Here is a 14,028-nt window from a genome sequence, read left to right as displayed (position 1 = left end):
TTTGAATGCCCATCTGGCTTGTGCTACTTGTGTGAATGTGATAATTCATCATCGATAATTTGTATCGGAATAGGTTTTGTTGTGTACCCATAATAATACATCCATTCTGTGATGCTTTTATTATGGAAGCTTTTTGCATTATCATTTAATCCGAGTAGTTCAAGTTTATTTGCTAAAGCCTCTTCTTTGGTAAGTGTCAGTCGGTCTAATCCTTTTCTTTCTGCTTCTTGGAGTAATACTATTAGGTTTTGTTGCGCACTTCTATTAGCATATTGAGAGAAATGCGATTGATATTGTGAAATAGCCTGTAAGCTTAGACAAACTATCAACGAAATTACAGCAAAATGAGAAATAAATCTAATCGTTACATTATGATGTTTATTGAGTTGCAGCACGGTTGCAAAAAGTGCGATAAACAATAATATCGTTTCAAATGATACGACATTGACTCTTATTGCACTGAATCCTATGTTGCCTAGAAGTCCTGTAACAAGTAGCGAGAAGATAAAATATTCCTGTTTATTTGCAAGCTTGTTGCGAAGTATCTTATAAAAAAGCACAATGAGATATAAAACACTTATGATAATTATCCATTTGTTTAATGTGGGATTGTTAGAAAAACCGTTTATGATAGAATCTAAAAGACTTGTGTCATGTGTTCCTTCAATTTGCGCTCTGCCTCTTCCAGACAAGAGAGTAAGGATAAAGGCTAGAGGCACTAATATTATTATGAATATTATGCGAAGGAAAATCGCATGAGCAAGACTTACATTCTCACGATATTTGATAAAGTAGTATGCGAGGATAAAAAGAGACAATCCAAAGATAGGTAATGAAGAAGTTTCTGTTACAAAGCATGCAGCATAAGCTAAGAAAAATAAAACACAATATCCACTAATGCTTGGTCTAATAATATAAAACTCTTTGTTATAAAGGAAAAAGTAGGCAATAGGCAAAAAATACAATAAGGAGAATCCCGCTGTACCGACATAGGCTGCTACCGTGTTATAGTGTGCAATATATGAAAAACAATATAAACAGCATAATGAAGAAACTACGAAAATCTTTTGAAAATTTTCCCTGTGATTTAGAATCCAAACTAATAACGATACGCTTATAAAAAGCAAGAAGTAAAAAATAAGATTGAAAAAGGCACTAAAAAACTCCTGTACTCTTAGAGGTGAGAAGCCAAAGGATACGAAGAATTGCCCTAAAGGACGCATGTGAAGTGAGACAAGAATATCGACAAAATGCCTGCCACGTGACCAAAAATTCCCAATAATTTCGTATGGTTGGTAAAATACACGATGCGCATGAGCGTACGACCAATCGTCATCATATATTGAAAAAAGCACACTCGAAGAGACAATCAATAGTGCTATGAATATACAATATAATGCAAATAAGGAAGAAGAAATAAATGTTTCAAGCAAGGGACTTTGTAAATCCTTTTGAATGAATTTTGCAGAATCTATGCGCAGAGGCATCAGGGTGTAAAAAGTAAAAAATACGGCAAACATTCCTAAAACAAGTAAAATAATTATTACGTGGATAATGAATTTGTATCGTAATTTAAGGGTATAAGGAATATGCGCAATGTTTAGAGATTCTAAGTCTAGTTTTTGAAAGCTCGTGAAAATACCAAATTGCGTGTGTTTGTCGCTGTATGTTGCACGAATAAAGACTGGCATGCTTTGATAATTAGGTACAATTTGAAATATATCGCTGTGGCGGAAAAATTTATTCATCTCGATAAATTTAAACCTGTAACTATAAATTTTTATATCCGAATTATTATATAAGGCTTGTTTTTCAATATCTTTAGAAACGTCTTGTAGGGTATGCGACCATAGAGAAATTTTTTGATATAAAGAATCTGTATTGTTTTGTGGATTGTCGTTATGCAAAGAGTTCTTGCAATATTCTTGCGTATTGCTAGGGATTGTGGAGCTTTGAAAGGCAACGTTAAATTGAAATATTCTATTTTGGATTAGAGAATCTGGCGATGTAGATTCTATGCTTTTACAGAGTTCTTTGTGTGCAGCAATAGTGTTTTCTTTGTCTAAACTAATCGAGCCTAGAGCACCGTATCGAGTAGTATTGCCTAACATTGCTAAGAAGGCTAATGTTATAGCAACTATTCCTAATATTGATATATATATATATATCGTAATTTATGTTTCATATTATTCCTTTTGACAACTATAATTATCTCACTATATCACACAATATATAAATACTGATTTAAGTTTTTTTTCTATAATTCGGTTGTCCAATTTATTGAATTTTAAGGAATAAGCATGCAAAGTAAAACAAACAAGAAAGGCGGCATCACACAAATATTCGTTGATTTTATAACAAGCGAATCTTTTGGTGGGATTTTTCTTGCTATTTCTACCGTTTTAGCACTTATAGTAGCTAATTCAAGTCTCGGGCATTTCTATCATGATTTTTTTCATATGCGGTTTGGCTTTCAATTGGATACTTATTTTGTAGGTTTTTCTATTCATGACTGGATTAACGATGTGCTTATGGCATTTTTTTTCTTGTTAGTAGGATTGGAAATCAAACGTGAAATGATTTTTGGTGAGCTTAATTCCTTTTCTAAAGCGGCATTTCCTGCGATAGCTGCTGTTGGCGGTATGATAGTCCCTGGTCTTATTTATTACGGTTTAAATATAGGCACAAATTCTGCGCATGGATTTGGAATCCCTATGGCAACAGATATTGCTTTTGCCTTAGGCGTAATGATGATACTTGGCAAACATATTCCTTTAGCATTAAAGATGTTTTTAGTTACATTGGCGGTAGTTGATGATTTAGGGGCAATTATTGTTATTGCTTTATTTTATGGTGGAGACATTAGTGCATTTTGGCTAGGTGTTTCTGGCGTGATTGTTCTATTATTGCTGATTTGTAATAGCTTGGGCGTGAAGAGTCTTCTTGTATATTTATTTTTTGGGGTATTGCTTTGGTTTTCTGTGCATTTAAGCGGCGTGCATGCGACTATTGCTGCAGTTATTCTTGCCTTTTGTATTCCCGTAAAAGCGAAACGTGATTTTTCACATTTTCAAGATTCTCTTAATCATTGGACAACTAACTATGTCAAAGATTCTAAGCAAAATGTTTTATTAGATTCTGGGCAGTTACATATGATTCATGATATTCAGCAGATTGCGGTTGATGCACAGAATCCACTGTTACGTTTGGAGCATTTTCTACAACCATGGAGTGCCTATTTTATTATGCCGCTATTCGCTTTTGCAAATGCCGGAGTGAGTGTAGCTGGTAATTTCGATTTTAGTATTGATCATATTTTTTGGGGAATATTTTTAGGGTTAGTTGTAGGTAAACCGATTGGAGTATTTCTAGCTACTTTTGCCTGTGAAAAATTCGGTATTGCTAAACGTCCCGATTCTATTAGTTGGGGGCATATACTTGGTGCCGGTATGTTAGCTGGCATTGGTTTTACTATGTCTCTTTTTGTTTCGGCTTTAGCATTTGATATAGAGGAATCCAAAGAATTAGCAAAAGTGAGTATTTTACTTGCTTCTTTTGCCTCATGTGTCATTGGTGTACTTTTTCTACTCTTTTATGGAAAAGTTAAAAAATAATACTTTTATGATACAATTCAATAGTATATGTTTAAGTTATGAGGAGTTTATATGAATCAACTAGAGCCTTTTATTTCATTTGTTCCTCTTGTTGTATTAATTGTGGTTTTTTATTTTTTAGTTTTTCGTCCGCAGCAGCAACAAAAGAAACGTCATATAGAGATGGTTGCTACCCTTAGGAGAGGAGATAAGATTGTTACAAATGGAGGATTTGTATGTGAAGTTATTAAACAAGAAGCTAATTTTATTAATGTCCGTTTGGGAGATAATCAAGTGCGTTTGTCTAAGGATTATGTAGCTTATAAAATCGATGAGTTGTCTGGAGATGAAGATTCTAAATCAGATAAATAATTTACCAAAGAGAATCCATTAAGCTAGCTAAAATAGGATTTATTAATGAAATCAAGATTCATATCAATCTTAGAAGAGATATAAATGATAAAGCGCACTACTACATACAAACCATTTAATTATCGTTTGGCAGTCCTTATCTTTGCAAGTCTTTTTGCCATTATTTTTAGTATTCCTTCATTCTTTCAAGACAAGGAGACTGATAATTTCTTTAGCGATAAGCCTAAGATTACTTTGGGGCTTGATTTGCAGGGTGGCTTAAGTCTCTTGCTCGATGTTGACGTGAAAGCCGCTATTCATAGCCGTTATACCACAATTCTTACTGATATTAGATTTTATACTCAAAGAGAAAAGGTGCCCATCACTAAACTTAAATTAGATGAACATGAAGTCAGCTTTATTCTTTTAGATTCTAATCAAGCATTAAAGCTTCAAGATATTATCAAAGAGATACAGGGCGTAAAAGTAGAGCAAAATGCTAATCAATATATCCTTACTCTTAGCCAAGAAGAAGAGAAAATAATAGAGAGAAGCGCATTAGATCAAGCGATTAACACTATTCGCAATCGATTAGACAAATTTGGATTAGCAGAGCCTAATGTTTCTCGACAAGGCGTTAATCAAATTAGCGTAGAAATGCCGGGCGTAAAGACACAAGAAGAGCAACAGAGGCTCATTGAACTTATCTCAAAAAGTGCTAAGTTAGAGTTTATGGCTGTTGATGAGTCTTTAGCGAGAAGAATGGCAAATGGTGAAGCTATTACCGATGAGGAGGCTGCAAGGCATGACTCAGTGCTCATTCCTTTCGTTGAAGATATGACGGGTAATATCAAACTTCCACTTAAGGCTGTCCCCATTCTTGATGGTAGTGAATTATCAGATGCGCGGACAGCAACAGACGAGAATGGGCAACCAGCTGTAAGTTTTGCATTAAATTCTAAAGGAGCACAGATTTTTAGTGATTTTACAGCATCTAATATTAAGAATAGGCTAGCAATTGTTTTGGATAAAAAGGTTTTTTCAGCTCCTACTATTCAAACAAGAATAGGTGGAGGAAAAGGTATTATTAACGGGAATTTTACTATGCAGAGTGCCAATGATTTAGCTATTGTACTACGTTCAGGAGCACTTCTAGCACCTGTGAAAGTCGTCGAACAACGTAGTGTAGGACCTAGTCTTGGAGCAGATTCTATTCAAGCGGCTTTTATTGCCTTGATTACAGGTTTTATTTTAGTAGTAGGCTTTATGATGACGTATTATTGTGTTGCAGGGGTTTTTGCGTCATTGGTGTTGATTATTAACCTTTTATTAATTATTAGTGTCATGGCATTATTTGGAGCTACACTTACTTTACCAGGTATGGCAGGTATTGTTCTTACTGTAGGTATGGCAGTTGATGCTAATATCATCATTAATGAACGCATAAGAGAAGCACTGCGCGAAGGACAAGGCGTTATTAAATCATTAAAAGTTGGTTATCAAAATGCGTCTAGGGCGATTTTTGATGCAAATATTACTTCTCTGATTGCTTCTATTCTTCTTTATATATATGGCACGGGTACAATTAAGGGGTTTGCAATCACCACGAGCATAGGGATTCTTGCCTCTATCATTACTGCTATCATTGGTACTCATGGTATTTATTTGTGGCTAGAGAATATTATTGACAAAAACAAAAAACTATATTTTTGGTTTGGCGTAAAAGAATCAGACATTCAATTAACACAGAATAGAGTGAAGTAGCAATGGAAGTTTTTAAGCATAATAGGATTTTTGATTTTGTTTCTTGGAGTAAATATGGCTTAATATTATCTATTTTGCTTAGTGTGGTTTCTCTTTATCTTTTTTTTGGTATAGGGTTTAATCTGGGAATAGATTTTGCTGGTGGTAGCGCGGTACAGATTCAAATCAATACAGCTGCCAAAGATAGGCAAATGGATTTCTCTGATAAACAAATCGCTTTAGATTCCAAAAACATTAATTCTTCTGGTATTTTGCACGAAACAACAAACAACAATAATTCCATTATTCAAACGATAAGAGAATTGCTTGAGCAGGATTCACGTTTTAATAATGCGCAAGTTAGTAATTTTGGTAGCAACAAAGAGTTTCTTATTAAGATTCCTTTTCACTCCGATTTGCAATCTACTACATTGGCTAATAGATTGCATGAAATACTTTCACCGATTGGTGAATTTGAGATTCGTAAGCTTGACACTGTTGGACCAAAAGTAGGGGATGAATTGGCTCGCAGTGCAATTATTTCTCTTGTCCTTGCAGTGATTGCGATGATGCTCTATGTGAGTTTTCGTTATGAATGGCGTTTTGCGCTTGCTTCTATTATTGCACTTGTTCATGATGTTATGATTACTGCTGCAAGTGTCATTGTTTTTAAGATTGATTTGAATCTGGAGGTTGTTGCGGCGTTGCTCACATTACTTGGATATTCAATTAATGATACAATTATAGTGTTTGATCGAATTAGAGAAAAAATGCTGCAAGGCAAGAAGATGTCTATTGAGGAAGTAATTAATGAGGCGATTTCTCACACACTTTCCCGCACAATTCTTACTTCGCTTACAATGTTTTTTGTCGTTTTAACGTTGTATGTCTTTGGTGGAAAGATTATTGTAGGTTTTTCACTTCCTCTACTCGTTGGTGTCGTATTTGGTACTTATAGCTCTATGTTTGTTGCGCCGAAGTTGGCTATTTTGTTTGGTTTTTCGATTGAGAAATATTATGCAAGAGAGATACAAAAAGTGAAAAAGGCAGAAGAGAAAGCACGTATGAGAAAGCTTTATGAGGGAGGTAGAGTATAAACAAGTTGCACCGAGTGGTGTAAGTGATAAGATTTAATCAGTATTATTTCTAATATTATAATGTCTATTATTGGGCTTTTGATATATAAAGGAATAATTATTTAAAATTATGATTATTGTAGATTCTATGCAAACAAGAATTATTTGGTTATCTTTAAGGAACTATTAAAAATGAAAATTCAAAAATTTCATAACGCGATTCTTAATTTCAAGAGTTTAATGAAGTAATAAACAAAAAAGGTATTTTGAATCATTTGCAAATAGAGTAAGCATTATATAATGTTGTAAATAAAATAAGCAATTTTACGTAAATGGGATGGAATATTTGTATTTAATTTATAGTATAGAGATTGTAATACGGGAAAGCATTGGTTTAATAGAGCTAAAAGGTAATTTTGAATCAGATGTAATGTAGCTTATAATTACAAAGTCAAATATTTTTCTTGCGGAAATCTTTAGCCACTCAAAACCAAGCAAAATTCTTTGGTGATTCTAAGAATCGTTCAAAGAATTTATGCGCTTATTGTTAATAAACCTGTTTCTTTGCAAAAAACTGCACGTATGAATGAAGTCATGGAAGAAAGTGGAAAAGACAAAAGTAAATGTCAATAATATTTCAAGATTATTAAGTAAAATTTTATAAAATTTAATAGCCTAATAAATAATAGTTAGGCACAATAGATTTCAAATTTGCTTTACTAAAGAAAAGGCAATAATTTTTTGATTCATAATTAGGATAAGAAGTTTTATTAAGTTACCTTTTGGTTGATAGGAGAATTATTTTTAGTTCTGCTAAAATACCTTTTAAGAGAACTTAAGTATTTCTATGATACAATTTAGTAATTTACTAAACAAGGACATTAAGGATGGAAGATAAGCTCTTTACTTTTGCAGGTTTGATTAGCACCGATCATAATTTCATTACTATATTTTATACTATATTGAGTGCTTTAGTTACGTTGGGGATAAGTATATTTGCGGTTAGAAAATTGCAGGCTGTTCCTACAGGAATGCAGAATTTTTATGAATGGATCGTTAGTGGCATGCTTTATGTTGGCAAGGATACATTAGGCGATAAACTCGCAAGGAAATATTTTCCTCTAGCAGGAAGTATAGCCGTTTTTGTTTTTTATTGTAATGTTATTGGCATTATTCCAGGATTTGAAGCCCCTACATCTAGCATTAGCTTTACTCTAGTATTAGCTTTAATTGTCTTTTTTTATTATCATTTTGAAGGGATTCGTGCGAATGGATTAATTAAGTATTTTGGACATTTTGCTGGTCCAGTTAAGTTTCTTTCCCCTTTGTTATTCCCTATTGAAATTATTTCTCACCTTTCACGCATCATTTCTCTTTCTTTTCGTTTGTTTGGAAATATCAAGGGTGATGATATGTTTTTACTTGTTATGCTTGGTCTTGTTCCTTGGGTGGTGCCGTTGCTACCTTTTGCTATTCTCACATTTATGGCGATTTTGCAGGCTTTTGTATTTATGATTCTTACTTATGTTTATTTAGCAAGTGCAGTATTGTTGGAAGAAGAGCATTGACTCCTGTGAGGTATTCTACATAAATGAATACAAAATTAGAAAATAGAAAGGTCTTAGCGATACTAGATTTTTTCTATGGATTCTTTTTTGGATGTGCTATTTTTGCTGCTTCTCTTGCTTTTATAATTATTCCTTACTTTTTTTCTGCGATTTTATTGGCTGTAAGTTTGTTTGCTATTTTTATATTTCTTATGTTAATGATTAAGTATTTTCGTATGCGTATGGAACTAGCACAAATGACTTTTGATGTACAAGTAAGAATTTATGAATCCCAACAACAAATTTTGCATGCGTTAGGTGTAGATAAAGAAAAACATTTAGATATTGATAACGCAAAGGATTCTTCCTCACATTAAGCTCCGTTAATTTGTTTAGCACGGTATATATTTTGCTTGGAATCTTGAAGATTCTAATTGAAGGTCTTACTATGCGCGTAACATTTGGAACAAAATACAGTCAAATGCTTAACAATCAAGGTTCTCTTACTTCTAAACTTAACGATATGAACACCAAGATTGCAAGCGGGAAAGAGATTCAATATGGTTGGCAAAATGCAAGTGTTTCTAATCAGAATCTCAAATTGGAGTATGATGAAACGACATTGGCACAGGGTATAGAAGTGTCAAAAACCGCAGAAACCAATACTTTAAATACCGATAAAGCATTACAAGAAATGTCTATGGCTATGGTACAGTTTAAGACAAAGCTTTTGCATGGCGCAAACGATCTACATACGCCTACTTCGAGAGAAGCTTTAGCGCGTGATTTGGAAGCAACGAAAGCACATATCATTAATATTGCCAACACTTCTGTGGGGGGAAAATTTATTTTTTCCGGGAGTAAGGTAGATATTCAACCTTTTGATATGGATGGGAATTATTATGGCAATGATGAGTCTTTAAATGCTCTTGTAAGTTCTAAGAATCTTGTTCCATTTAATATTACAGGTGAAGAACTTTTTTATGGCTTTGATAACGACAAACATCGTATTATCACCACTAATGAGCGTATGCTTAATCAAACAAGATTGCATCCAGCAATTATGGATCCATCAGAGAAGCACAGCGAACCTATTGAAGTGTATTTAGACGAACATGATACCCTAAGAGACATGTTGGGAGATGATGATAATAATACCTCTAATAACGGTAAAGAATATTTTTATTTACAGGGCGTCAACAGTCGAGGGCAGAGTTTTAAAGCTAAATTTGCACTTGATGTTGGCTATTCACACCCTAATAATGCCACGAAAGTTCGAGATCTTTTAGATCGTATTGGTAAAGCCTATGGGAATACCAATAAAACGCAAGTGGTTGATGTAAGGTTAAATAAATGGGGACAAATTGAGATTAAAGATTTAAAACCAGGAAGCTCTAGCATTGATTTTCATCTAATATCAAGTAACATGGACGTTGAGAACACTGCAGAACTAGAATCTCTTGGCGCAAGAATAAAAACTTATAGCTCCCAGAATCTTATTTCAGAATTTAATACAGGTAGCCTTAAGGGAGTAAATGATTTATATGATAATCGCGTTACTCATATTCCCACAACACTTATACATAAAGATAATACGATGACTGAAATAGATTCTAAATTGAGTGATATATTTTCAACTACTACCAGATATGTTAAGATTACAGGTACTGCGCCTAATAAAGAAGATGGAACAATTGATGATAGAGAATTAGGTGAGCCTATGCTTTTTGATATAAAAGGTATGGAAGTACGAGATTTATTCCAAGCTATTAAGCAGTATTTTGGTGGGAATCTTGAAGTTGAATTAGATCATGGACATATTACTATTTATGATAAAAATGTAAGAAACAAAAGTGTAGATACAATGAAACCGCCTTTTGATGGTGAGAGGGGATTTTCTATAAAATTGGAAACATTGGATGCAAATGAACAATCCGTCAATGGTTTCACTGCTGCCCTTGGAATAAGCTATACAAAGACTGGGTTTCATCAATTGGGTTCAAAACTAAGGGGAAATATTGCACAGGTTATTTCAGGAACTTCCTATCTTGCTAATGATAATACAAAGCTGCTTGAAGTAACTGATGGTTCTCTTAATGGCAAGGTGTTTGGTTTTAAGTTTCAGGATCATAACGGTATTGAATTGCATGCTAGCCTTGCTTTCACAAAGCAGGGGACTTTTCTCGAGCTCCCTTCTCAAAAATCAGAGGCACGTACTATTAAGATTCCGTTATTTAATCCTCATGATGAGCCTCCACAAGTAACAGTAAGTGAAGGTAATAATGTTACATATAGGCAGCTTATGGATGCTATGGCAATTGCATTAAATTATAGCAATGAAGATGAGGATTCGCTTCGCGCCGCAGAGATTAAAGGTAAACCAACACAAAAAGCAAAGAACGCTTATGAAGCACTTATAGAGCGAGCAAATACTAAGATGAGTATTTATCTTGATAAAGAAGGAAAGATGGTTATTCAAGACAATATCCGTTCCCTTACAAGAATGTCTATGATGTTTTATGATAAAGATCAAGATAGTTTTAGTCCAGAATCTATTCGCAATGCAACTTCTAATGTGAGGCTTAATGCTAATGGGGGGCTTGTTGTAGATGATCCAAAGATTAATTTTTTTAAAGGATTAGATGATGCTATTCAATCTGTACGTGATGGCATATATCGTGCAGGCGCATTACATGGACAACGTTATGATGACACTATGCAGAGTATTGGATTGCAGAATAGTATTGAATTGATAGATCATTTAAGCGATCATATAGAAAAAATTATTGCTAAGAATGGCGCACATACAAGAACATTTCAGAATGCAATTACAAGAAATGAGGTTATTAAAACACAAGTAAGTGGTATTAAAGGTGAAACAATAGGTGCTGATTTAGCAGAGACTTATAACAAGTTTACAAATCTTAGCAATAACTACCAAGCCGTTCTTTCTTCTACCAATAGAATCAACGGGCTTTCACTTGTGAATTATCTTAATTAATTGCATTAAAGGTAATTATATAGTTAGCGGATCAATATCTATATCAATTGATTCAATAATTTTTTGACTAGCCTTTTGTTTTGCTTTTTGTATCGCCTTTTGCAAAATAAGCGGAGATTTTGCGCGTAAAAGTACTTGATAGTAGAATTTATTTTTGAGTTTTGCAGTATTTCTTTCGCATATTCCTACAATCTCAAAATCATAGAGCTTTTTAGCCTGTATTTCATTGAGTGAGTCTGCAAACTCACAGGCAAGTTCCCTTGCTATGTTTTCATTGGAATTTCCAAAGGTAACAAGTGCCAATCTAACAAATGGCGGATAGAGAAATTGTCGGTAGTGCAACTCATGATCGATTACCAATTTATAATCTCCCCAAAAATTAGAAATTAATTCTCGATTATGTGTTTGCACGATAACTACGCCGTTCTGTTTTCGTCCGCTTCTGCCGCCTACTTGATACATTAAAGAAAATGTTTTTTCCATAGCCCGATAATCTTGCATGGCAAGCATATAATCTAACCCCAAAATAACACTTAAGCCTATTTTGTGATAGTCGTGCCCTTTTGCTAGCATTTGTGTGCCAATCAAAATATCAATTATTCCTTTATTAAAATCACTTAATGTCTTTTCGAGTGTTTTTTGTGTAGTAATATAGTCCCTATCGAAAATGGCAATGTTTGCAGATATGTTTAATTGTTGGAATATTTCTACTAGATGATTCTTAACTTCTTCTGTTCCAAGTTGGAATCCTTCTAGCTCACTATTGCCGCAATATTCACAAGTTTTAGGAATCTTTTTTGTAAAATTACAATAATGACAGACAAGAGCATTTCTTTTCTTATGTAGGCTCAAAGTGATGCTGCAAGATGGGCACATGATTTTTTCTCTACAGTTACGACATAATAAACTTTTAAAATTTGCGCGAATGGGGACAAAAATAATGGCTTGCAATTTGTTGTGCAGTATATTTCGTAATGCTGTTATGATTGTTTCGCTTATCGGATTTTTATTGGAACAAGAATCCACTATAAGAGTATTTTGCGAATTATGAAATGTAGATTCTAGTTTAATCAGATAATTATTTTTTTGTGCAAGATAATAATCTTTTACGGCTGGTGTGGCACTACCTAATACCACTTGAACACCTTTTGTACTTAGAAAAATGGCTAAATCTTTGGCGTTATATTTAGGATGACTGTTGGATTTATATGAATCGTCATGTTCTTCATCGACGATAATTATTCCTAGATTCTGATACGGTAAAAAAAGAGAGCTTCTAGCACCAGCAATGATGCAGAATTCTCCTGAAAGTAATTTTTGTAAAACCTGTTTTTTTTGTTTTGATGTTTGTTTGCTATGCCATAATCCTATAAGATTGGGGTAGGCAGATTCCAATCTATTTTGAATTTGAGGTGTGAGTGATATTTCAGGCATGAGAAATAACGCTTGTTTGTTTTGTGTAAGACATTCGTGAATAATGTGTAGATAAATTTCTGTTTTACCGCTACCTGTTGCGCCAAAAATTAGACTTAAATTACGTTTTTTACAAAATTCTAACACCTTTTGTTGCTCTGTGGAGAGCGAATGTAGTCTATTACGCGGTAACTCATTTGTGCAAATAGATTGATTAAATTTTGCTTGTGTGATGGGGGTAAATATCTGGGCACTGATTCCTGTTGGTTGCATATAATAGTTACTGATAAAAGGTAATAAGTTTTTTTGTAAGATACTTAATTGCTCGTCTGCCTTACGTGCAGGCTTGATTTCAAAGGGATACGTACTTTCATCTTGCTGTTTTGCTATGTCTATCATGATAGCTAATCTATTATGGTTGTTTAACTTTACTTCGAGTAGATCATAACGTTCTAGGGGTGAATTAAGAGATGTTATATCAATCTTATACGTAAGTGGGAAAAGTTTTGCACCGATAATTTCAACTTGAATGAGTAAAAAGTTATTCATTAGAGATCTCATATTTAGTAAATGGATGATTATATCTTTACGTCTTTTTAGATAAAAGAGCTAAAATTAATTATTCTAAATTGATAAATTAAATCAATCTTTATACTTGCCTTATTTTAAGATAAACACAAAATATTAAATATTTTCTATAAAAGTAGAATGAATGGAAAGAAAAAAGATTTATATTCTGGTTGATAGAAGTACATGTATTTGCTAGGAGGATTTAGGTGAATTTGAGTGTCTAAATAAACTGCAGGATTCCGATAGAGAATCTCTAAAATTTTTAGAATATTGTTAATAATATAAGTAGAAAATCAATAATTTTTTGCATTTAGTTTTACATAGTTACAAGTATCTTAAGAAAAATCATGCATTTTCATAATTTTTATGTTATAAATTCTTGATAAATATAATGATTTTTTCATAATTTTCTTTAAAAGTTACATATTGTAACATAATATATGGCATTCTACGTTTCTCCATTTATTTTATATGAAATACTTTATGATAAAAATTATTTTCAAATATATTATGGGATTAATTTCATATTTATTTGTCAATTTTTTTTAAAAAGTATCAAAATTTTGTATTTATGAAGTTATAAAATAAGCTTTTTATATACTATAAAAGTGAAATAGTTAAGTCATAATTAAGCAATGACAATATAGTAAGCGTTTTTTTTTTTTTTGTTTTGAGGCATTTGTACATTTATCTAATTTTTGGGCTATACTTATTAAGATATTAAAATATTTAGG

10 protein-coding genes are annotated in these 14,028 nt (G+C 33.1%); 8 read left to right on the top strand and 2 right to left on the bottom strand.

The genetic code is table 11. From position 1 onward, the window contains the following. Positions 1-23 precede the first annotated feature (23 nt). A complete protein-coding gene (locus CQA66_RS07330) occupies positions 24-2,111 on the bottom strand; it encodes a hypothetical protein (protein ID WP_104763210.1) in 2,088 nt (695 codons plus the stop codon). Between the two features lie 189 nt (positions 2,112-2,300). Between CQA66_RS07330 and nhaA the strand changes: the two genes are divergently transcribed. The 8 genes from nhaA (at position 2,301) to flgL (ending at position 11,311) form a co-directional block, all read left to right on the top strand. Then, positions 2,301-3,614 carry a Na+/H+ antiporter NhaA gene (gene nhaA, locus CQA66_RS07325; protein ID WP_104763209.1) on the top strand — a complete coding sequence of 438 codons (1,314 nt, stop codon included), beginning with the start codon at positions 2,301-2,303 and terminating at the stop codon, positions 3,612-3,614. A gap of 51 nt (positions 3,615-3,665) precedes the next feature. Then, positions 3,666-3,965 (top strand): preprotein translocase subunit YajC, encoded by a 300-nt coding sequence (yajC, locus tag CQA66_RS07320; RefSeq protein ID WP_104763208.1) that lies wholly within the window; start codon positions 3,666-3,668, stop codon positions 3,963-3,965. 84 nt (positions 3,966-4,049) lie between these two features. Further along, positions 4,050-5,708, top strand: coding sequence for a protein translocase subunit SecD (gene secD, locus CQA66_RS07315; RefSeq protein ID WP_104763207.1), 1,659 nt, complete (start codon positions 4,050-4,052; stop codon positions 5,706-5,708). 2 nt (positions 5,709-5,710) lie between these two features. Then, positions 5,711-6,784: a protein translocase subunit SecF gene (gene secF, locus CQA66_RS07310; RefSeq protein ID WP_104763206.1), complete on the top strand. Its 1,074-nt coding sequence runs from the start codon at positions 5,711-5,713 to the stop codon at positions 6,782-6,784. A 483-nt stretch (positions 6,785-7,267) separates the two neighbouring features. Further along, positions 7,268-7,396 (top strand): hypothetical protein, encoded by a 129-nt coding sequence (locus CQA66_RS09620; RefSeq protein WP_267892953.1) that lies wholly within the window; start codon positions 7,268-7,270, stop codon positions 7,394-7,396. A 254-nt stretch (positions 7,397-7,650) separates the two neighbouring features. After that, on the top strand, positions 7,651-8,331 hold the full coding sequence (locus tag CQA66_RS07305; protein WP_104763807.1) for a F0F1 ATP synthase subunit A: 681 nt from the start codon (positions 7,651-7,653) through the stop codon (positions 8,329-8,331). Positions 8,332-8,354: 23 nt separating this feature from the next. After that, entirely contained in the window at positions 8,355-8,687 is a 333-nt protein-coding gene (locus CQA66_RS07300) for a hypothetical protein (protein WP_104763808.1), read from the top strand. 71 nt (positions 8,688-8,758) lie between these two features. Beyond that, positions 8,759-11,311, top strand: coding sequence for a flagellar hook-associated protein FlgL (gene flgL / locus CQA66_RS07295; RefSeq protein WP_104763810.1), 2,553 nt, complete (start codon positions 8,759-8,761; stop codon positions 11,309-11,311). Positions 11,312-11,326: 15 nt separating this feature from the next. Here the strand turns inward: flgL and priA are convergent, their stop codons facing one another. After that, on the bottom strand, positions 11,327-13,273 hold the full coding sequence (gene priA / locus CQA66_RS07290) for a replication restart helicase PriA (protein WP_158657040.1): 1,947 nt from the start codon (positions 13,271-13,273) through the stop codon (positions 11,327-11,329). Between the last annotated feature and the right edge of the window lie 755 nt (positions 13,274-14,028).

This window comes from Helicobacter aurati (assembly GCF_003364265.1).
GTDB lineage: Bacteria > Campylobacterota > Campylobacteria > Campylobacterales > Helicobacteraceae > Helicobacter_A > Helicobacter_A aurati.
The sequence above is the reverse complement of the archived record's forward strand: the minus strand, read 5'-3'. Positions and strand labels throughout refer to the sequence as shown.

Coding starts and splice junctions, on each gene's coding strand:
- yajC (WP_104763208.1), top strand. CDS start 3,666: ATGAATCAACTAGAGCCTTTTATTTCATTTGTTCCTCTTGTTGTATTA.
- secD (WP_104763207.1), top strand. CDS start 4,050: ATGATAAAGCGCACTACTACATACAAACCATTTAATTATCGTTTGGCA.
- priA (WP_158657040.1), bottom strand. CDS start 13,273: ATGAATAACTTTTTACTCATTCAAGTTGAAATTATCGGTGCAAAACTT.
- secF (WP_104763206.1), top strand. CDS start 5,711: ATGGAAGTTTTTAAGCATAATAGGATTTTTGATTTTGTTTCTTGGAGT.
- CQA66_RS07330 (WP_104763210.1), bottom strand. CDS start 2,111: ATGTTAGGCAATACTACTCGATACGGTGCTCTAGGCTCGATTAGTTTA.
- CQA66_RS07300 (WP_104763808.1), top strand. CDS start 8,355: ATGAATACAAAATTAGAAAATAGAAAGGTCTTAGCGATACTAGATTTT.
- CQA66_RS07305 (WP_104763807.1), top strand. CDS start 7,651: ATGGAAGATAAGCTCTTTACTTTTGCAGGTTTGATTAGCACCGATCAT.
- flgL (WP_104763810.1), top strand. CDS start 8,759: ATGCGCGTAACATTTGGAACAAAATACAGTCAAATGCTTAACAATCAA.
- nhaA (WP_104763209.1), top strand. CDS start 2,301: ATGCAAAGTAAAACAAACAAGAAAGGCGGCATCACACAAATATTCGTT.